At 59.8% G+C, this 20723-nt stretch carries 19 protein-coding genes; 17 read left to right on the top strand and 2 right to left on the bottom strand.

The window, feature by feature from the left end:
- The first annotated feature begins 298 nt into the window (after positions 1 to 298).
- Positions 299 to 1015, top strand: a complete 717-nt coding sequence (locus CK501_RS08905) for a type 2 periplasmic-binding domain-containing protein (protein ID WP_095617380.1) — start codon at positions 299 to 301, stop codon at positions 1013 to 1015.
- On the opposite strand, the gene CK501_RS08900 is transcribed toward CK501_RS08905, so the two are convergent.
- Positions 1000 to 1374, bottom strand: coding sequence for an ArsR/SmtB family transcription factor (locus CK501_RS08900; protein WP_143421413.1), 375 nt, complete (start codon positions 1372 to 1374; stop codon positions 1000 to 1002). The genes CK501_RS08905 and CK501_RS08900 overlap by 16 nt on opposite strands.
- A 135-nt stretch (positions 1375 to 1509) precedes the next feature.
- Here CK501_RS08900 and CK501_RS08895 point away from each other — a divergent pair, with 135 nt between their 5' ends.
- Positions 1510 to 2130 carry a fused DSP-PTPase phosphatase/NAD kinase-like protein gene (locus CK501_RS08895; RefSeq protein ID WP_158223081.1) on the top strand — a complete coding sequence of 207 codons (621 nt, stop codon included), beginning with the start codon at positions 1510 to 1512 and terminating at the stop codon, positions 2128 to 2130.
- Between the two features lie 473 nt (positions 2131 to 2603).
- Here the strand turns inward: CK501_RS08895 and CK501_RS08885 are convergent, their stop codons facing one another.
- Entirely contained in the window at positions 2604 to 3542 is a 939-nt protein-coding gene (locus CK501_RS08885) for a sensor domain-containing diguanylate cyclase (RefSeq protein WP_095617610.1), read from the bottom strand.
- Between the two features lie 166 nt (positions 3543 to 3708).
- Here CK501_RS08885 and CK501_RS08880 point away from each other — a divergent pair, with 166 nt between their 5' ends.
- The 15 genes from CK501_RS08880 (at position 3709) to CK501_RS08815 (ending at position 20719) form a co-directional block, all read left to right on the top strand.
- The gene (locus tag CK501_RS08880; RefSeq protein WP_095617378.1) at positions 3709 to 4299 is read left to right on the top strand and encodes an acyl carrier protein phosphodiesterase; all 591 of its coding nucleotides are present in this window, start codon (positions 3709 to 3711) and stop codon (positions 4297 to 4299) included.
- A gap of 270 nt (positions 4300 to 4569) precedes the next feature.
- Positions 4570 to 4926: a cupin domain-containing protein gene (locus tag CK501_RS08875; protein ID WP_198949450.1), complete on the top strand. Its 357-nt coding sequence runs from the start codon at positions 4570 to 4572 to the stop codon at positions 4924 to 4926.
- A gap of 30 nt (positions 4927 to 4956) precedes the next feature.
- Positions 4957 to 5583 carry a dimethylamine monooxygenase subunit DmmA family protein gene (locus tag CK501_RS08870; protein ID WP_143421412.1) on the top strand — a complete coding sequence of 209 codons (627 nt, stop codon included), beginning with the start codon at positions 4957 to 4959 and terminating at the stop codon, positions 5581 to 5583.
- Positions 5580 to 6545 (top strand): PDR/VanB family oxidoreductase, encoded by a 966-nt coding sequence (locus CK501_RS08865; protein WP_095617376.1) that lies wholly within the window; start codon positions 5580 to 5582, stop codon positions 6543 to 6545. The genes CK501_RS08870 and CK501_RS08865 overlap by 4 nt, the downstream gene beginning before the upstream one ends.
- A gap of 42 nt (positions 6546 to 6587) precedes the next feature.
- A complete protein-coding gene (locus tag CK501_RS08860) occupies positions 6588 to 7658 on the top strand; it encodes a heme-dependent oxidative N-demethylase family protein (protein WP_269844188.1) in 1071 nt (356 codons plus the stop codon).
- Positions 7659 to 7741: 83 nt separating this feature from the next.
- Positions 7742 to 9109, top strand: coding sequence for an NAD(P)-binding domain-containing protein (locus CK501_RS08855; RefSeq protein WP_095617375.1), 1368 nt, complete (start codon positions 7742 to 7744; stop codon positions 9107 to 9109).
- 48 nt (positions 9110 to 9157) lie between these two features.
- Positions 9158 to 11515, top strand: a complete 2358-nt coding sequence (locus CK501_RS08850; protein ID WP_198949449.1) for a DUF1989 domain-containing protein — start codon at positions 9158 to 9160, stop codon at positions 11513 to 11515.
- A 211-nt stretch (positions 11516 to 11726) separates the two neighbouring features.
- On the top strand, positions 11727 to 12635 hold the full coding sequence (locus CK501_RS08845; protein WP_095617373.1) for a DMT family transporter: 909 nt from the start codon (positions 11727 to 11729) through the stop codon (positions 12633 to 12635).
- A gap of 301 nt (positions 12636 to 12936) precedes the next feature.
- Positions 12937 to 14238, top strand: a complete 1302-nt coding sequence (locus tag CK501_RS08840; protein WP_095617372.1) for an ammonium transporter — start codon at positions 12937 to 12939, stop codon at positions 14236 to 14238.
- 71 nt (positions 14239 to 14309) lie between these two features.
- Positions 14310 to 14519, top strand: coding sequence for a hypothetical protein (locus tag CK501_RS16725; RefSeq protein ID WP_143421411.1), 210 nt, complete (start codon positions 14310 to 14312; stop codon positions 14517 to 14519).
- 453 nt (positions 14520 to 14972) lie between these two features.
- The gene (gene purU / locus CK501_RS08835) at positions 14973 to 15827 is read left to right on the top strand and encodes a formyltetrahydrofolate deformylase (RefSeq protein WP_095617371.1); all 855 of its coding nucleotides are present in this window, start codon (positions 14973 to 14975) and stop codon (positions 15825 to 15827) included.
- Between the two features lie 7 nt (positions 15828 to 15834).
- Complete coding sequence (locus CK501_RS08830) at positions 15835 to 17076, top strand: FAD-dependent oxidoreductase (protein WP_095617370.1); 1242 nt, start codon at positions 15835 to 15837, stop codon at positions 17074 to 17076.
- Between the two features lie 4 nt (positions 17077 to 17080).
- On the top strand, positions 17081 to 17353 hold the full coding sequence (locus CK501_RS08825) for a sarcosine oxidase subunit delta (RefSeq protein WP_095617369.1): 273 nt from the start codon (positions 17081 to 17083) through the stop codon (positions 17351 to 17353).
- Positions 17334 to 20243 (top strand): FAD-dependent oxidoreductase, encoded by a 2910-nt coding sequence (locus CK501_RS08820; RefSeq protein WP_095617368.1) that lies wholly within the window; start codon positions 17334 to 17336, stop codon positions 20241 to 20243. The genes CK501_RS08825 and CK501_RS08820 overlap by 20 nt, the downstream gene beginning before the upstream one ends.
- Entirely contained in the window at positions 20240 to 20719 is a 480-nt protein-coding gene (locus CK501_RS08815) for a hypothetical protein (protein ID WP_095617367.1), read from the top strand. Before CK501_RS08820 ends, CK501_RS08815 begins: the two co-directional genes overlap by 4 nt.
- The last annotated feature ends 4 nt before the right edge of the window (positions 20720 to 20723 follow it).

Here is a 20723-nt window from a genome sequence, read left to right as displayed (position 1 = left end):
AACCGTCAACTGGAGAACGTGATCGGCATAGGCATCTGGATCCAGGTCTTTGCGTGCCTCCAGCACCGCACAGGACACTAGTCCTTCTAACCATCAACCACCAGCCATTGCCTTTATGTGGGTGTCATTACGCGCTTTGAGGGAATATCGACCATTGGTGATCGGTCCGCTGTTTCGTCGCTTGCGCACTGTGGCCAGTGCGGACACTGTTGGAGTGATTCAGGTATCCTGATCAGGAATATTGCCGTCCTGGAGTCTATCCTGTGAGCAGAACTCTCCGTTCACATGGATAGCCGAAATGCGGTTTGCTCTTCTGGTTCCTGCTCTGGTGCTGGGGGCGATTTCCAGCCCTGAGTCGAACGGTGATTTCGCGACCGACCGGGTGGAAGTCGCCGTCATCGAGGATGTGCCCAGTACCTGTGCTGCACTGCGCATTGTGAAAGCAGCGTATCAGCAGCTGGGGATCAGTGTGGATACGCTGCAAGTGCCTTCCCGGAGGGCACTTTTTCTTGCCGAGCAGGGACGGGTTGATGCGGATCTGTTCCGGACTCCTATGGTCGGGGAGGAAAAGGAAAACCTGATCCGTGTTCCCTATCCCTTACTGCAGGGCAGGCTGATGGCGGTATTCCCGGAGGCGGATGTGGGAGATGAACCAGCGTTTTCCGGCAAAAGGGTTGCGGTCCGGCGCGGTGTGCTGATTGCTGAACGAACCGCGGAAAGGCTCGGTATGGACCTGGCGCGGACCAGGAACTATGAACAGTCGCTTAATCTGCTGGAGCATCGCCGAGTGGATATGGCGCTGGTATCGCACATAGAAGGGGGATCCCCCCTGGGCGAGAGCAAGTGGGCCAGGTTCCATATCCATCCTGAGCCCGTGGCCCGTTTTACCCTGTACCATTATGTGCATCGCCGTCACGCGGATCTTGTAGAGCCCCTGGCGGAAATTATGGAAAACCAGTCTGTTAGAAGGGAGTGCCTTAACAGGGACAGCGTGGGTGATCAGTCTTCCCCGTGACCAGCTGCATCAGGTGCACAGTAAAGCTCGTACAGGCGGCTCATCAGCGCCACGATCCTCGGGTCCTGGATCCGGTAGAGCACCGACTGTCCCTCCTTCCTGAAGGTGACAAGGTTTTCATCCCTGAGACGTGCCAGATGCTGGGAGAGCGCTGACTGGCTTAGTGGCACACTGCTGTTGATGGACCCCACGGACTTCTCGCCCCCGGTCAGCGTGCACAGGATCATCAGCCGGTTGGGGTTGGCGATCGACTTCAGGACCTGGCTCGCCTCGGCCGCGTGCTCAGCCATTTCATCCGGGGTAAGGGCGGATGTATCGCTGAACTGCTGCAGGGTAGTGGCGTAGTCGTCTGGTTCCATCTGTTGCTCCCCGGTTTTGTCATCCAATTATACTGCGTTGAACGGCTCTTGTATTTGCACTGGATATTCTCCAGTCTTTATATTAGAAATACTTAATATAGAGGCAGGGGGAAAACGATGATCAGGAATCGCGTGATGAAAGCAGCACTGCCCGTCGGGCTGGTGCTCAGTCTCAGTCTGGGGGCAACAGGCTGTGCCCATTTCCAGGCCGATGAGGCTGAAAGTCATCAGGCATCCGTAACGGAAAAGGCCGCGCAGCGGGGGCTGCCTTTCGATATCAGCCGTGATATTGATCTGGCGCCATACGGTGATGAAATGACCCAGGCGGTGGGGAACTACAACCGCCCGGCACCGTTCATCGGAACCGGCGGTCAGCTGGGCGATGGCGCGCTGGAGGAACTGAAGGGCATGGGCTTTACCACAGTTGTGAGCCTGCTCAAGCCCGAGGAGGGGCTGGAGGCGGAGCGCGAAGCCGCCCATGAGGCCGGGCTGAATTTTTTCAGCATCAGTATTTCCAGCAAGGCCCCTACAGAAGAACAGGTTGAGGAGTTCGCCAGAATTGTTTCAACGACTGGCAACTATCCCGTTCTGGTGCACTGCGCCAGCAGTAACCGGGTAGGTGCCATGTGGGCCCTGTATCGCCATCAGATGGGCGTGCCCGCCGAGATCGCTCTGGAGGAAGGCAAGGCCGCCGGGCTGAAGACCAGCCGGGAGCCGGCCGTGCGGGAACGTCTGGGCCTGGAAGAATCCCAGTAGCGGCCTTAAGAACGCAGGGGGCGGCGGAGCATGGGACAGGATCAGGGATAACGGCCTGACAGGCGGTTTTCCACCAGCTTCTGGAGAATGGTATTGGTCAGGCGCATGATGGCATTGCCATGACGGTGTCCCTCGCCTATGAGTATGCGGGGCACAATATCCGCGTGAACGCGACCGCACCGGGAGGAACGGAAGCCCCTCCAAGGCTGACGATGCGGCATACCGAGTCAGGCGGTGAGCAGGAGCAGGCCTGTACCAGACCCTGGTGGATCAGAACTGCCAGAGCAGTTTCATGAACCGCTATGGGACCCTTGATGAACAGGTGGGTCTCATCCTTCCCGTTGCCGGTGGTGACAGCGGCTAGGGGAAGGGCCCATCTCTAGGCAGGGCCAACGGGGCGATCATCAATCGCCGTGGGGGCCTCGTTGACCTGGATGCTGTGGTTAATGTTAGCAGTGTTGCGCTTCATGGCGTCATCTTCCGGGGGTGCTTTTGTCCTGGGATTCGATCCTGTTGCGTCCGTTGGCTTTTGCCATATAGAGCATGTGATCAGCCTGTCCGATCAGTTCGTCCATGTCCGAATCCGTGGTGGGGACCATTGATGTCAGGCCGATGCTGGCTGTGAGGTATTTGCCGGCAGGCGAGTGTATGTTGAGCATTTTTGCATCGCTCAGACTCCGCAGGAACTGGTTCAGCAGTTGTCTTGCCTGTTCCAGTGACGTGTCGCCCCAGATCAGGGCGAATTCCTCACCACCGTATCGCGCACAGAGATCACTGGGTCTGTTCACGGTTTCCTGCAGGAGGGAAGCTGTCTGGCGCAGGCAGTCATCACCCAACTGGTGACCATAGGTGTCATTGAGCATCTTGAAATGGTCCAGATCCACAATGGCAAGGCAGATTGGTTTTCCGAGCCTCATGCACCGGCGGCACTCCTCATGAAGGAATTCGTCAAAGGCGCGGCGATTGGCGATGCCGGTAAGCCCGTCGATTCTCGCGAGCGCGCTGACTTTTTCCTCGGCGAGTTTCCGTTCAGTGATGTTTTTGTGGACGATCACGAAGTAACCGGCCTCGTTCAGCTGGAGTGGCGCGACCCGCATCATGAACCAGCGTTTTTCATCAGGACTGTGGCAGGGGTACTCAAGATAGAATTCAGACTGGCTGCCATTCAGGACACTCCGTATGCCCGAACCGGCGTTCGTGCCGAACTCATCACCCATGGCGGATGCCTTGTCGCACTCCGTGAGGTAATTCAGCGTGTGCCAGTCGTCACTGGGTATACAGGCATTGTTGGTGTCACCGTACTCACTCCAGGACCGGTTCACGTACTGGATGTTACCGACTCCATCAATAACGACGATGCTCTCACTGATGGAATCAAGTATCGCGCCCAGGAACCCTGGTGAGTATGCCAATATCAGCACCCTTTACGACTTGGAGGAAACAGCGGATCCTGACAGCATTGTCGCTCCCATTACTGGCCAGCGCCACCCGGACAGGACCGCCAGCATCCTTTGTTGGTGGATCGGCGTCAGAGACTACATGTGGCCATTCATCCGGAAATGCAACAGGAGCGCTCCGATGAATCATCTGGCCCACCTCTTTCTGGCCCCGGATTCCCCTGAGGCCAGGGTCGGCAGCATTCTCGGTGATTTCTGCCGGGGCGTCAGGGTGCAGGGCCTGCCTGAGCAGGTCCAGTTGGGCGTGCGGCACCATCTCTCGGTGGACGGCTACACGGATCGCCATCCCCAGGTCCTGGCGAGCCGGCGCCTGTTCTCTTCGCGGCGGCGCCGCTTTGCCGGTGTGGCCCTGGACATCCTCTATGACCATTACCTGCTCAGGTACTGGCCGGAATTCAGTGGCCGGGATCCAGATGCCTTTATCCGGCAGGTGTACCGTGAACTACGGGAACATGAACACCTGATGCCGGATCCCATGATCCGCGTGACGCGGCGGATCACCCTGGACGACTGGTTCGGCCATTACCGGGATTTTGACAGCATCGGCTATGCGCTCGACCGGGTTGCGGGGCGTATCCGGTTTCCTAACCGGTTCGAGGGCATCATCGAGGAAATACACCACCACAACGAGGAACTCGAGGCGCGCTTCCTACGGTTCTTCCGGGAGCTGCAGCGTGACCTCGGGGTCTGTACTCAAGCTACCCGAGTCTGAGCCCCGGCTATTAGTTGCCTTGATGTCCTGTAAGAGTGCAACCGGGCCGCAGCCGCACTAAGAAAGAACGTTTTGAGGCCAATTCCTCCCAGGTGGGGACTGAGGCATTCCGTGCGCTTGTAAACTCTCCTTTCTTTGAAATTACTTCAATATCAATGATCTGCGTTTTCCCGAAAAAGGGTGGATGGTAGGGCGTCCTTTTTGGCAAAGCTTTTGCATTCTTTAGAGGAAATTTTATTTCCCATAGAGAAACGAAAAAGGAGATCCGTCATGCAGAAGATGACCCATTTCCCCGGCGCCTCCGAGCGCAGTTTTCCCAGTATGGAAGTGGAGGGGTGCAACGCCTGGCTCGGGGACGTCGCGGCTTCCGACGATCCTGACAAAACCATTGTGAGTGGTTTCTTCCGTATGGAGAAGTCCGACAAGCCGCTGGTCTACGACTACACCTATCACGAGATGAAGTGCATTTTTGCCGGCGGCTTCACCATCACGGATGAGACCGGCCAGAGCGTTGAGGCCCGCCCTGGTGATGTCTTCTATTTCCCGGCGGGCAGTCAGATTACCTTCGAAACCGATGATTTCGGTGTTGGGTTTTTCTGTGGCCAGCGCCGGGAAGGTGAAGGGTAACGCGGCTGACCGTGACGCAGGAGGTTCGGCATGTCGATACCAGGCATCAAGAGCAAGCCAGTCTATACAGGGCTTACGCCTGATCCGGGGGGCTGCCAGCATGTGCTCGCGGGCGAAGGCCCCGGAGCGGAGGCACTTTTGCGGCTACGCCGCGAATTGGCTGAAGGGAATGACGGCATGGCGCCGGAGGCATCCGCCGTGGCTCTCTTCTATACGGCAGGCGCTGGTCCCGACCAGGGTGAAGAGTTGGCTGAGGGTGGCCGTGATTTTCCACAGCCCTGGCGATTCCCTGATACCGAGGGCCTTTGCAGTGCACTGGGTGACTACCTTGCTGACTCGGGTATGGGAGTACGGCTGTACGTTGCCGGCAGTGAAGCCTTTCTTTGGCGGGTTGTGGCGACCGCCCGCGATGGGGTGGGCATATCGGAGGCGGCCATCCAGATGGAACGGTGCGGTCCGCCGGCGCGGCCAGTGTGCTGTATACACTGCAAAACGACCGATCCTGCCGTGTCCACCACCGTATACCAGTGTCCTGGCTGTGGCCTGAACCTTTTCGTCAGGGATCACTTCTCACGCCGGCTGGGTGTCTACCAGGGGGTTTGTGTGGACGCCGAGGCGCCGGGTGACGTGCCTGAGCCGGAGGAGCTTGATTCATGATCACCTCACAGCAACCCAGTATCCCGGTGCGTGTGACCGGAATCGATCAGGTCACACCCTCGGTGAAGACCTTTACCCTCGAGCACACTGAGGGCATTCCCCTGCCATGTTTCTCCGGGGGCAGCCACGTGGTTGTCACCATGAAGGATGCGCAGGGGCAGGTCTGCCACCGCAACCCCTACTCACTCACCAGTCCGCCGGATGACGGCCGCTGTTACCGGATCTCGGTGCGCCGTGACGATGCGGGGCGGGGCGGCTCCCTGTTCATGCATGAGCGGGTCGGTGAGGGCGATTTCCTGGATATATCCGCGCCCGTCAACCTGTTCCCGCTGAATGTCCTTGCCCGCCGGCATGTGCTTATCGCTAGCGGTATCGGGATAACGCCGTTTCTCGCGCAGATGCACGAGCTGCGTCAGCGCGGCGTGCCCTATGAGTTGCATTACCAGTTCAGGGATGACGACGGCGCTCCCTACCGGGATGCCATTGCGGCCCGGGAGCCAACCGCCAGCTTCTACGAAAGTGATCAGGGCGAGTACCTGGACCCGCTCGCGATTCTGCGTGACCAGCCGCTGGGCACCCATGTCTACGTCTGTGGCCCTGCAGGACTGATCAACGATGTGAGCGCCGCTGCAACGAAGCTTGGGTGGCCGCCTCGCCATGTCCATTCCGAAGCGTTTACCGCGCCCCCTGTCGGGGAGCCATTCACTGTGGTCTGTCACAGAAGTGAGCGGGAGATCGAAGTGCCCGGCACCGCCAGCGTCCTGGAGGCCCTGGAGGGAGCGGGACTGGAACCAGCATGCTCCTGTCGGGGCGGGGCCTGCGGTGAATGCGAAACCAGGGTGCTCGAAGGTGATATCGAGCATCATGACCACTTCCTATCCGATGACGTGAAAGCGGCGAACAGCCGGATGATGATCTGTGTATCCAGGGCTCGCACGTCACGTGTTGTTCTCGATCTATAGGCCAGCGGCATCTGGCTGCGGTCAACGCTCAGGAGTCGAATCATGACCATGCAAGCAGAATCAACGGTTGCAGAGCCTAGAGTGAAACCCGTGGAAACGTTCCGCGATGATTTTACCTATAGCAACAGCCCGGAAGCCATCCGGCGCTTCCCCTTCCCGTTCCCAGAGGACAGCTATATGTACTCGGTCAACATTGAGCCGCACAACGGGGGGCCACCGGGATCGGCTTACGCGCCGGCCTTCGACATCGACGAACATTACCTGTCGGAGATCGAGGAGCGCCGGAAGGTGCTGGAAGAGGATCCGAGTCGCTGTACGGTATTACCGCACATGATGACGGCCCAGTGGGATACGCTCGAACTTCTGATGGAGTCACTCTCCACGGACTACCCGCAGCACTTCTCCCTGACCCGGGAGGGCGATCGCTGGACCTGGGAGAACCGGTTACTCGGCATTCACGATACCTTTACGTTCGGAGACCCGGAGACCCTGCCGATGGAGCCGTTCGAGTACATCACGCGTCAGGTCCAGGGGGATTTCACCCTTCACGACCAGCGTGACGACATGCTCTACATGGATGGCGGTATGCTCACCTGTCAGGCGGACTGGTCACTCCAGTTCGATCTGGGTATGAACTTCTATGAGTGGCACGGGCCGGTACCGCGGGCCCATGAAATGGGAGTGTTTGACCGCGCCCTGAAGTATCTCCTGAATCTGCAGGTTGGTCATCCCGTACGGCGCCTGAATTGGACCATGACCGTCAACCCGCGTATGGATACCTCGCCCGAGAATTACCATAAGTGGGGCATTGACCGTGCCACGGTGACCCCCGAGAACGTCGGCGATAAGGCCCACCTGCGTGTTGAACTCCAGGCTCTGTACCGCTTGCCGCGCAGTAACGCCGTTCTTTTCAGTATCCGCTGTTACCTCATCAGTGTGAACGAGCTCGCTACTATTCCCAAATGGGCCAAGCGCTTCCATCGGGTCCTTAAGACGCTTCCCGATGACCTGGCGGACTACAAAGGCTTCATCGATTACCGTCCCATTGTCGTGGAATACCTGTCGCAGTTTGACGACGGGGAGGAGCTGGCCTACGGGGCGGCGCCCGAGTAGTGGGTCCTGCATGAGGGAAGGATATCGGTTGGGAACGCCGATCCTGTTCTATGGAATCTGAAACTGCAATAGAGGGAAAAGCCATGACTCAACGTGTTGCGATCATAGGTGCGGGTCCCTGTGGCCTTGCTCAACTCCACGCCTTTGAAGAAGCACGCAAACAGGGAGCCGAGACGCCCGAATTGGTGTGTTTTGAAAAACAGGAGAACTGGGGTGGTTTGTGGAACTACACCTGGCGCACGGGGCTGGATGCCCACGGGGAACCAGTACATGGCAGTATGTATCGGTATCTCTGGTCGAATGCGCCCAAGGAACTTCTTGAATTCGCCGACTACTCCTTCGACGAACACTTCGGGGGGCCGCTCCCATCATTCCCACCCCGCGAGGTTCTCTTCGATTACATCATCGGCCGTGCCCGCAAGAACCAGGTGGAACGCTTCATCAAGTTCGGTACCGTCGTGCGCTGGGTTGAGTACGACAACACCAGGCAGTGTTTTCAGGTCACCATTGAGGCGCTGGATACCGGGGCGAGTCGAACGGAAACCTTTGACCGGGTTATTGTCGGCACCGGTCATTTCTCCATACCCAATGTCCCCGAGTTTCCGGGCTTCGAACGTTTCCCGGGTCGTATCCTTCATTCCCATGATTTCCGGGATGCCCGGGAATTCTGCGGTAAGCGCATACTGGTCATGGGCAGCAGCTACTCGGCCGAGGACATCGCGCTCCAGTGCCGCAAGTATGGTTCAGGCCCAATCACGATCACCTACCGCACTCAGCCCATGAACTTCGATTGGCCGGAAGGCATCGAAGAGGTCCCTCTGCTCACGCACATGGATGGGTCGACAGCTCACTTCCGTGACGGGAGTACCCGGGGGATCGATGCCATTATCCTGTGCACGGGATATCAGCACAGCTTCCCGTTCATGGCGGAAGACCTCAAGCTCACGACCCATAATCGGCTCTATCCGGATAACCTCTACAAGGGCGTCTTCTGGATGGATAACCCGGACGTGATGTATCTGGGCATGCAGGACCAGTACTACACCTTCACATTGTTCGATGCCGAGGCCTGGCTGGCCAGGGACTATATCCTGGGACGCTACCAGCTGCCGACCCGCGCCGAGCGACAGGAGGATCTGGATGCTTGGCGGACACGCGAGGAGGCCCTTGGTAGTGCCTTTGAGGATATAGACTTTCAGGCTGATCACCTGGCGGACCTGGTCAGGCTGACGGATTATCCGGCGTTTGATATCGACCTGACCCGGAGCATTTTCAAGGAATGGGAGCACCACAAGGACGAAGACGTTGTGACTTATCGGGATCGCCATGGATTCACCTCCCCGGTTACCGGTACGCAATCGCTGCCCCATCACACCGGCTGGTGGCATGCGCTGGATGACTCCATGGAGACTTACATAGGCAATAATGAGTCCCACAGCCAGTCCGCCTGACGGGCCCGGGGTGGGAGACAGTACTCGTCAGGGGGTGGCATGGAGCAGATGGCACGGAGACATGGGACTGAACCGGACCCGTACATCCAGAGCCCCGGTGAGCCCACTTTGCCGCGCGGGATGGAACGCTATCCGGTGAACGGCGGTGGTGCCACTGTTTTCCCCGTATACGGTGGAGACCGGCTCACAGTGGTGGATGTTGAGGGAAGCCAGGTCGCTGAGGTCACTGGCTTTATCCGGGGGCGGGGGGATGCGGGCCTGTTTGCGCTTGAGCCCAATGGTTGGGCTGGTGGCCTGCGTTCTCTGCTTGCATCGCGGAGTCCACGACAGTCCCGGCTGCGGGAACGGGTTCTGGGATGGGGGCTCGATCCGACCGATGCCCGGTCCATCCGTCTGTTTACAGAAGGCAGCAGTCCGGGTCAGGAGTCCCGCCTTATGGCCATGGCCGATGGCGTATGCGTGGTTGTTGCCGCGGGGGATGGGGCCAGCTCGGTCCACGATCAGGCGTCGCCCACTGACCTGACTGTCTTTGTCGAGCGGGCGAGCCCTGAACGGGTGGAGCGTGAGAAACCAGGTCTGCCTGAGCCACTGGCCGAGCCGCTTGAGGAGCTGCGGGTAGAGCGGGCTACCGCCAGAGCCTATACCGTGAAGAGCGGCCAGTGGATCCAGGTCATCGACGTGGAAGGACGCCAGTGCTCGGACTTCCAGGCTTTCCGGATGTCCCAGCTCGAGCGGGGGGTGGAGCGGTGCCTGGACGTTACCACCACCCGCACCCTCATGGGGCAGGGATCCCCCCACCCGGGGCTCCACTCCAAGTACTACGATGTGGATTTCCAGCCCCTGGTCCAGATCGTCCAGGACACCTGCAACCGCCACGACGCCTTCGCCCTTGCCTGCAACCCCAAATACTATGAGGAAATGGGGTATTTCGGGCATCGCAACTGCACGGACAACTTCAACGCCGAACTGGATCCCTATGGTGTCACTGCCCGGCGTGGCTGGATGTCCATGAACTTCTTCTACAACACGGCGATCGACGATCACAACGTGTTGACTCTGGACGAGCCCTGGTCCCGCCCCGGCGATTATGTATTGCTGCGCGCTCTTACGGATCTGGTCTGTGTGACCTCGGCCTGCCCCGACGATATTGACCCGGCTAATGGCTGGAATCCAACGGATATCCACGTCCGGGTCTATGACTCTGATCTGAATGCCCGGCGTTCAATTGGGTTCCGTCAGCGACCTGATTCGGAGGTGGAAATGACCCGGGAAACCGGTTTTTACCCGCGCACGTCCGCGCTTACACGCAATTTCACGGAATACCACGGTTTCTGGCTGCCCACGGACTATCCCCAGCATGGCGCGATTGATGAGTATTGGGCATGCCGGGAGAAAGCGGCTGTCATTGACCTCTCCGCGCTGCGCAAGTTCGAGGTAATGGGGCCGGACGCTGAGTCACTGCTGCAGTACTGCCTTCCACGTGATGTCCGCCGTATCGCGGTGGGCCAGGTCAGTTACTCACCCCTGTGCCATCACGATGGCGGCATGATGGACGACGGAACCCTTTTCAGACTGGGACGGGATAACTTCCGCTGGGTCTGCGGCACTGACTACGCCGGTGACTGGCTGCGTGAGCAGGCAGAGGCCGGTGGTTACAGGGTGGTTATCAAGTCCGCGACCGACCAGCTCCACAACGTAGCCGTCCAGGGGCCGAACAGCCGGGCGATCCTGCGGCGTATTGTCTGGACCCGTCCGGATCAGCCCACCGTGGATGAGCTCAAGCTCTTCCGCTTTTCGATTGCGAGGCTTCATCACGAGGATGGGCCGCCCCTTATCGTCTCGCGTACAGGGTATACGGGCGAGCTGGGTTTTGAGGTGTTCTGCCATCCGGATGATGCCGTCATGTTGTGGGATGAGCTCCAGAGCGCCGGCGCGGACCAGGGGCTGACACCCATGGGACTGGAGGCGCTCGATATGTTGCGCATCGAGGCCGGGCTGGCCGCGGCGGGGCACGAGTTTGACGACAGTACGGATCCGTTTGAGGCTGGCATCGGTTTCACCGTGCCGCTGCGGTCAAAGGAGGATGCCTTCATCGGCCGCGACGCATTGATGCGTCGGCAGACCAGCCCCCATCGACATCTTGTGGGTCTTGAGATCAATAACGAGGAGACCGCGGCCCACGGAGAGGGTGTATTCGTAGGTCGCCATCAGGTGGGGGTTGTGACCAGTGCTGTGCGGTCACCAGTGCTCGGTCGCAGTATCGCGCTCTGTCGGCTCTCTCCGGAGTATGCTGGCCCGGGCACCGAAGTGGCCGTAGGGAAGCTCGATGGGCTTCAGAAGCGGCTTTCGGCACAGGTGGTTTCCGTGCCCCATTTTGATCCCGGAAGGGAACGGATGCGTTCCTGAGAGGCCAAGTGGGAAGGCTATCCAGACTGGCACCGTATTAGCATTATCCCGTCTGCTATTGGCTACCAGTTCGCCATGAATCCATAAAGGAACAGGTCATGCTTTTGATTCCCTACGCATCGCGATGGAGCTGGAGCGTGCCCATCGTGCGGAAAGCCGTTGTTTCGGTATTGTTTGAGCTCCGCATGAACTCCACCCGGTATGAACGCTCATGAAGGAGGACCGACTGGGGAGTGTCGTTGTTGTTCTGGTGGGCTGTCTGTGGGGCACTTATTGGTTTCCGCTGCGCCAGATCAATGAAGCCGCGCCCCTTGGTTCCTGGTCAACCGCCTGCGCGCTGTTCTTTGCGTTTGTGTTGCTCGCGCCCTGGGTTATTGTCTCGCTAAGGCGGATCCGGTCAGTGGGGCTTGGTACACTGATGGTCACCGGGGCGGGAGGTGGCGCGTTTGTCCTGTACTCAAACGCGCTGCTTTACGGACAGGTAGCGGTTGTCATCCTGCTTTTTTACCTCACACCGATCTGGAGCACCCTTATTGGCCGGCTCTGGTTCGGATGGCCGATCACGCCATGGCGTGTGGCTGCCATTGCGCTGGGATTCCTTGGGATTGCGCTGGTCATGGGACCATCCAATGGAGGCGTACCCTTACCCAGTGGGATTGGTGACTGGATGGCATTGATATCCGGTCTTCTCTGGGCGATCTCATCGACCGGAATCCGGACCCAGCCGGGGCTGAACGCGGTGGAGTGCAATTTCGTGTTCTGCCTTGGGGGGCTTGCCACCGCACTTCTTTTGGCCATATGTCTGGATGGGATGATCGTACCCGCTGTGAGTACTCGTGATCTGGCCGGAGTTGTAGTCTGGTCCCTGTTTCTGGGTGGGCTCTGGTGGGCATTGGCGCTCACGGCCTTTCTCTGGAGCACGCAGCGGATGGAGCCGGCACGTGTGGGGATTCTTCTCATGGGTGAAGTGGTCGTGGGTATGGTTTCAGCAGTGCTGGTTGCGGGGGAACATCTGGGAGGCTGGATGGCTCTGGGCGCTGTCATGGTGGTGACAGCGGCCGTTATCGAAACCTGGCCCCGTGAAGCAAAGGTCCATGCAGCTGTGGAAATCCGTCCCTGAACGTGCGCAGAGCTGGGGTGGCAGTTGCGTGTGCTTTACCTGGTCAGCCCTGTGCACTGTCCTGAATGGTTCATGCCCCAAAAACGCCCGTCATTGGGGCATGACTGAAGGATAAATCCCTCCAGCATTCCCTTGGATCCCCGTATTTATTTTCTGCAACGCATTGATATTCCGGTTAATTAATCAAACCCTGACTTCCTTCTGGCTCTGAGTGGCCTGCAGCTTGCATGCTTTATAACGGTGAAGAAACATAGTTTCTTTGTAGTAAATGAAGTAACTGTCAACTGCGGGAGTGAGGCTGATGGAAGAGCAATTGAGCCAACTGCAATCGACGGTGGAGCTTTTAAGCGCCATCGAGATGGAGATGTATTACTGGTGGTGTACCGCCATCATGGTTCTTATTCACGCCGGCTTTCTTGCCTATGAAATGGGGGCATCCCGGGTTAAGAACTCGTTGACGGCGGGCGTCAAGAATATACTGGCGCTGGCCTACCTGATCCCTGCTTTTTATTTTGTAGGGTGGTGGATCTACAACGCCTTCCCTGGTGGTTTTACGATTACTGAAGGTGCTTCGGCCGCTGCCCCTTGGAGTTCGAGCATGGGGCCGAATCTCTCCGATAAGGGCACCGGTATCTTCTGGGCTGCCTTCACACTGTTTGGTGCCACGACCGCCTCGATCCTCTCCGGGGCGCTGATCGAACGGATCCGGCTGAGCGCCTACGTGATCCTGGCGTGCGTGCTCGGGGCCGGCGTCTGGATTCTGGGCGGTGCCTGGGGCTGGCATCCGGACGGTTGGATGCTGACAGAGCTGGGCTATCACGACATCGGGGCCGCTGGCGTCGTTCACACCGTGGCCGGCTTCTTCGCGCTGGGTGTTCTGATCAACCTTGGAGCCCGTGTGGGCAAATACGGGCCCAACGGTGAGATCCACGATATCCGCCCTCATAACCTGCCCATGGCGTTGATCGGCCTGATGTTGATCATCGTCGGTTTCTTCGGCTTCCTTGGGGGCTGCATCATCTACAACGTTGGCGGCGACTGGACCACCATCTACGGCAATCCCTCCAATCTGTCCGCCTTCGGGTTCAATACGCTTATGGGCTTTGCCGGTGGTGTTATCGGTGCCTACGCGATCAGTCGCGAACCCTTCTGGATGATGTCCGGTGCGCTGGCTGGGATCATTTCCGCAGCGGCCGGTCTGGATGTCTATTACCCGCCGGTTGCCTTCCTGGTCGCCTTTGTGGGCGGTTGCATTGCACCGATTGGCGGTCGGCTGCTTGAAAAAGCCGGTATTGACGATGCCGTGGGCGCGGTCTCGGTTCACGGTTTCGCTGGTGTCTGGAGCCTGATCGCATCCGGGATCTTCCTGCATGGTTACCCGAATGTGGGAGACCTGCCCGACGTTACCTTTATGGGGCAGGTGATCGGTGCTGCGGTAATGATGGCGTTGGGCTTTGTTCCGGGATATGGAATTTCTCTGGCGATGAAATCCATGGGAATCCTCAGGGTCCCCGAAGAAGTCGAGACGCTTGGCCTGGACGCAGTGGAAGTTCCGTCCGTGGCCTATCCGGAATCCTCCATACCAGCCCGTGCGAATCAGTGAGCTGGAGGATGCTTCAGGGTCGCCCTAATCGGCGACCCTTCGTATCAACCTGTGAAAGAAGGAGTTGAACTATGGATCCGAGTACATTTGCTGCGTGGGAAGGTGCCAGTGCCGTATTCACCTTCGGGCCCGGATCAGCTGGAATGTGGCTGTTCCTGCTGGGTGCCATTGGTGTCGGTCTGGGCGTTCTCGGACGGATGATCATTCAGGAGAACCAGACGTTCCGGTCCCTGGATCCGGACCTGGTCAAGGAAGGAGGCCTGCGGGGCGCCAACATTTGACCCCGCAGGACCATGGACCCCCTCCGGGAGGCTTTGTGCATGTTGAGCGGCACAGACTTCCCGGGGCACTCGAAGCCCTGGAGTTCCCAGGGCTTTTTTTATTTTTATAGGTGGATACGCCCTCTGAACAACACCGCTTGCTGCACGTGAAGACCCGCCCGCATTTCTTTCAGGCAACTGTTTGCTTCTACCCGATTACAGTCCGGAACGCCGGACTGTTTCTGTATACCGCCGGAAGGGTGAAGGGGGACGCGCTTTTTTGGATCAGTAAAAAAAGAGTCGCACAAAGAAAGTGCAGGAGGCGATGAGGTCGGTTTCCTTCTTTGTTCTATAGGACTCTGAATAAAAAGATTTTTCTATTTCTCTGAAGGGCGGTGTGGCGACGGTTTGAGTTGGCAAGGGGATTGCATTCCTTTAATGAAACAAAGTTGATCACAGAGAAACTATCATCCAATGAATCGCAGCTACCGCCTCATACTGTCCTGTCCCGATGACCTGGGAATCGTGGCCGCCATAACGGATGCCGTCGCCCGGCATGGCGGATGGATCACGGAGGCCCATCAGTTCGCGGATCCGGATCACGGCTGGTTCTTCATGCGTTACGAGGTCAGTGCCGACAGTCTGCCATTCGACGGTGACGGCTTCCGGGAAGTTCTGTCTCCCATCGCCCGCCGGTTTTCCATGCAGTGGCGCGTTACCGATTCCGAAAGGCGTCAGCGCGTGATCATTATGGCCAGCCGCGAGTCCCACTGCCTTTCGGACCTGCTGTACCGGTGGCGCAGCGGCGACATGGCCTTTGATATTCCCTGCGTTGTCTCCAACCACCCGGATCTTCGCGATTTCGTGGAATGGCACGGGATTGAGTTCATCCATCTGCCGGTGGATCCGGAAAACCGGGAAGCGGCCTTTGAAACCCTGGACAGCCTATTCCAGCGCATGGACGCGGACACGATTGTCCTTGCTCGATACATGCAGATCCTGCCGCCTTTCCTGTGCGAGCGCTATAGGGGGCAGATCATCAACATCCATCACAGTTTTCTGCCTTCCTTCGCCGGTGCTAACCCCTACCGGCAGGCAGCTGAGCGAGGGGTGAAACTCATCGGGGCCACCAGCCATTTCGCTACCCCGGATCTCGATGCCGGCCCGATCATCGAGCAGGACGTCGTGAGGGTCAATCACCACAACACGGTCGCGGACATGGTCCAGCTCGGCCGGGATGTGGAGAAGACCGTATTGGCCCGGGCACTGCGTTATCAGCTCCAGGATCGGGTCCTTATCCACGGCAACAAGACCGTTATTTTCCAATAGGTGTGCTATGTCATTGCATCTGCTGAAACTGGGACTGAAAGGAACGGACGATGAACCACGGTTCTTCCCTCAGCCCGGCGAACTCAAGTCCCGATACGATGTGGTCATCATCGGCGGCGGCGGCCACGGCCTGGCCTGTGCCTACTACCTGGCGCGGGATCATGGCATCCGCAATGTCGCTGTTCTTGAGCAGGGGTATCTGGGCGGTGGTAATACAGGGCGGAACACGACCATCGTGCGTTCCAATTACCTGACGCCCGAGGGTGTCCGCTTCTACGATGCCAGCCTGCGTTTGTTCCAGGATCTTTCCGAGGATCTGGACATCAATCTGTTCTACTCAACGCGCGGCCATTACACCCTGGCACATTCCGATGACGCCATGCGCACCATGCGCTGGCGGGCCGAAGTGAACCGGCATCAGGGCGTGGAGAGCTGGATGGTGGACAGGGACCAGGTGGCCGAGGCCGTTCCGGGACTGGACCCTGACTGTGGTGGATCACGCCCGGTGATGGGCGCTCTCTACCACGCGCCGGGCGCCGTGGCACGACACGACGCCGTTGCCTGGGGATACGGGCGGGCCGCGGCTGCCCGGGGCGTGGAGCTGCACCAGAAGACGCGGGTCACCGGCATACAGCAGTACGGGGGCCGTGTTCGGGGCGTGACCACGGACCGGGGCACGATTGAATGTGACTCGGTGATCTCGATGGTGGCCGGGTCGACTCCCACCATTACCGACATGGTGGGCCTGCCCACACCGATCGAGATCTTCCCGCTCCAGGCGTGCGTCACCGAGCCGGTCAAGCCATTCCTCAACACCATCGTGGTCTCCGGCAGCCTGCATCTGTACCTCAGCCAGAGCTCGCGGGGCGAGCTGGTCATGGGGTCGGCGGTGGATCCCTTCGTGCTCCATTCGACGCGTTCCACATTCGATTTCGTGGAAGGGCTGGCGGATAACATCGTTGACCTCATGCCGTTCACCGCCCGTCTTAGGGTTGTTCGCCAGTGGGCCGGCATGAGCGATCTCACCCCCGACTTCGCGCCGATTATGGGGACCACGCCGCTGTCCGGGTTCTATCTGGATGCCGGCTGGGGAACCTGGGGCTTCAAGGCGACGCCGATCAGCGGCAAGACCATGGCCGAGACAGTGGCGACCGGTCGCAATCACGAGCTTATCGAACCTTTCCGTTACACACGCTTCCGCGACTTCGAACTGGTCGGGGAGAAGGGTGCGGCTTCAGTGGGGCATTGACGCTATGAGAATCATTGACTGTCCGCTTATCGGGCCGCGCCCCGTTGCGGAATTCAACTACGGCGGCGCGGTGGGCGAACCGCCAATCGTGGACCCGACACCGGACCAGCTTGCGGCGCAGGTCTTCTACCGAGCCGGCGCCCCGGGGCTGCTGCGCGAGTGGTGGTACCACCGGCCCACCGGGCGCTGGTTTGTCCTGGAGCGGGATACGGCGACGGACCGGGTTCACAGGATTGTAACGCCAGAGGAGGTAGCCCATGCCATTCCGATGCTCTGACGTACGCGCTGGAGAGTGGATTGATCGGTCACGCACGCTCCGCTTCCGGTTCGAGGGCCGTGTTTACAAGGCCCATCCGGGGGATACCATTTCTTCGGCGTTGCTGGCGAATGGAGTTTCTCTCCTCGGCCGCAGTTTCAAGTATCACCGGCCGCGTGGCGTTGTCAGTATGGCGAACCATGATGTCAACGCGCTCTTTGCGACCGGAACGGATACCAATATCCGCGGCGACATCACACCCGTGGAAGACGGTATGGAACTCCAGCCGGTCAACGTACGAAATGGGTTGGAGAAGGATCGTGACCGCTACCTGGACTGGTTTGGCCGCTTCATGCCGGTGGGGTTCTATTACAAGGCCTTCCATCGCCCCCGGTTCCTGTTTCCATTCTTCGAGCGGCTGATCCGGCAGCGGGCCGGCCTCGGCCGGGTTGATCTGAGATGGCCGGCGCGGCGGCGTCCCAAGCGTTACGGGCACTGTGACGTCCTGGTGGTCGGCGCCGGCCCAGCCGGCATGACGGCCGCGTGTGATGCGGCCAGGCGTGGCTGTGAAGTCATCCTGGTGGATGAGAACCCGTTCCCGGGCGGGAGCCTTGGGTACCAGTGGAGCGGAAATGCGGACGCCCTTCAATGGCGTCAGCGGCTGCTCGACGAACTGGAAGCCCATCCGGGTATCACTGTGATGACCTCGTCGGTGGTGCTGGGCTATTACGACGACCACTGGCTTCCCGTGTCGACCCCGGATGGCATAGTCAAGGTACGGGCTCGGGGGGTCGTCGTGGCGGCGGGGCTGATTGAGCAGCCTGCTGTTTTCCGCAACAACGACCGGCCAGGCGTGATGATGGCCTCCGCCGCACAACGGCTCCTGGAGCACTTCGGTGTCCTGCCCTGCAAGGCGGCGGTCGTCCTGGCCGCCAACCCGGAAGCCTACGCGGCTGCCCGTCAGCTGCAGGCCTCGGGGGTGAGTATTCGCGGTATCGCAGCCTGTGGCGAATCCGGCCGCGAGGGCGAGGACGCCGCGGCTCTGGCCTCCGGGGGCGTCCCGATCTGGCCCGCGACCACCATCAATGAGGTCCATGGAACCAATGCCGTTACCGGAGTATCCCTGATTGGCACGGGAAGCGAAGTGGCCGCTCAGGAGCGTATTGATTGTGACGGCATCATTGTCAGTACCGGCTGGGCACCGGCGGCCCACCTGCTGTATCAGGCAGGGGGCAGGCTGCGCTACGACGACACCCTGGAGATGCAGGTGCCTTCCGAATGGCCCGATACGGTGGTCCCCGCGGGACGTCTGAACGGGGCCTTTACGCTCGATCAGCAGCGCGAGGACGCCCTGGAGGCGGTGCGCTGCCTGATTGCCGCCATGGAGGGGGAGTCGGAACACGAGGCCCGCTCATTGTTCCGGGACACGGTGGCTCATGGTGCGGCCTGGCCGGTGTCCCGGCATCCGCGTGGTCGGAATTTTGTCGACTTTGACGAGGATCTCCAGCTCAAGGACCTGGAACAGGCGGCGCGTGAGGGCTTCGATAACGTCGAGCTGCTCAAGCGCTACTCCACCGTGGGCATGGGGCCGAGCCAGGGCAAGCATGCCAACGTGAATGCGATCCGGATCCTGGCGCGGTATATGGGTCAGGGGATGGATGCTACCGGTACAACAACGGCACGTCCCATGTATCACCCGGTCCGCCTGGAGGATCTGGCAGGCCGGCGTCTGCGGCCAACCCGTCTTTCCCCTTTGCATGATCATCACCGCGCCCTCAGCGCCGAATTCATGGAGGCTGGGGAATGGCTCAGGGTCGCCCATTACAGCAGCCAGGAGTCGCCCAGTGCGGCCATTGCCGACGAGGTCAGGGCGGTAAGGCGTTCCCTGGGTCTGATTGACGTCTCAACTCTGGGCAAGATCGAGGTCGTGGGCCCGGATGCCGCAAGGTTGCTCGAGGGCTCCTACACCATGCGGATGGGCAACCTCAAAGCCGGCATGACTCGGTATGGCCTGATCGTTGATGAGTCCGGTGTCATTGAGGATGACGGGGTCGTCGCCCGCCTGGCGGAGGATCGCTTCTACCTGTCCGCAACCAGCGGGCACGCGGCCGCGACCTATCGGATGCTGCAGCGCCATGTCCTCGAATGGGGACTGGACGTGCATGTGATCAATCGCACCGGTCAGCTGGGAGCCATGAATCTGGCGGGCCCGGAAAGTCGGCGCGTGCTGGAGAGACTGGTGGATATCCCTCTCGACGAGGACGCCTTCCCCAATCTGGGCGCGCGTGAATCGCGGATTGACGATATACCGGTGCGCCTTCTGAGAGTGGGGTTCGTGGGCGAGCTGGCCTACGAGATCCACGCCCCCGTTTCCGCGATGGGCAGGATCTGGGATGCGCTCATGGAGGCGGGCGCCAGTGCCGGCATCCGACCCTTTGGTGTGGAGGCCCAGCGCATCCTGCGCCTGGAGAAGGGCCACATCATCGTTGGGCAGGATACCGATGGACTGACCACACCCTTCAATGCGGGTATGCCCTGGGCGGTTCATCTCAAGAAGCCCTTCTTCCGGGGGCGTCCGGCGCTGGCTCACCTGAAAGGGCGAGAATCCCAGAAGCTGGTTGCCTTTGCGCTACCGCCGGACTCCCCTTTGCCACGCGAGTGTCACCTGATCATCGAGGAGGGCGATATTGCCGGCCGCGTCACAAGTGTGGCCAACAGCCCGACTCTCGGCCACCCAATTGGGCTGGCAATGGTGGAAAGCGGGCTGGCCAAGCGTGAAGCCCTCCTGCAGATACGGATTGACGGTGGGCAGATGGTAAGCGCCCGGCGCATGGCCACTCCCTTCTATGACCCGGAGGGTAAACGTCAGGTCGCCGGGTACCCGGAGAGCCGCGAGGAGAGTCACCAATGAGTACACGGATAACCGAGGAACACAGGCTTGCGCTCCACCAGCTGGTGGGCCCAGGCGCTGCCGAGGCGCTTGCGGACAGTGGGCTGCCCCAGCCCCCCGGCGAACTGGAGGCGTTGCCTCACGACCAGGGGTTCGTCGCGCGAACCGGTGCACGGGAGTATCTGGTGGCACACCGTCTGGGCTGGACGCCCGACGTGACCATGCCGCCCTGGTGCTTTGAGCGCTGCGACCGGCTACTGCGGCTCCAGGGGAAAACCTGGTGTGAGGTTATGAGCGAGCTGTGCTCGCACGACATGCGGCGCATGAGCCCCGGAGACTGGTTCATGGGCAGTGTCGGCGGCGTTGATGTGTGGCTTTACGCCATGGGCGGCGATGGGGACGGAGGCGTCCTGATCGGGTGTGATCCGTCACTGGGGGATTACCTTCGGCGTGTTCTGGATGCGGTCATCGCGGACCGTTATCAGAGATTCAATTGAGTGA

The sequence above is a fragment of the Halovibrio salipaludis genome (assembly GCF_002286965.1).
Lineage (GTDB): Bacteria > Pseudomonadota > Gammaproteobacteria > Pseudomonadales > Oleiphilaceae > Halospina > Halospina salipaludis.
Note: the sequence above shows the minus strand (reverse complement) of the source record. Positions and strands in the feature narration are given on the sequence as shown.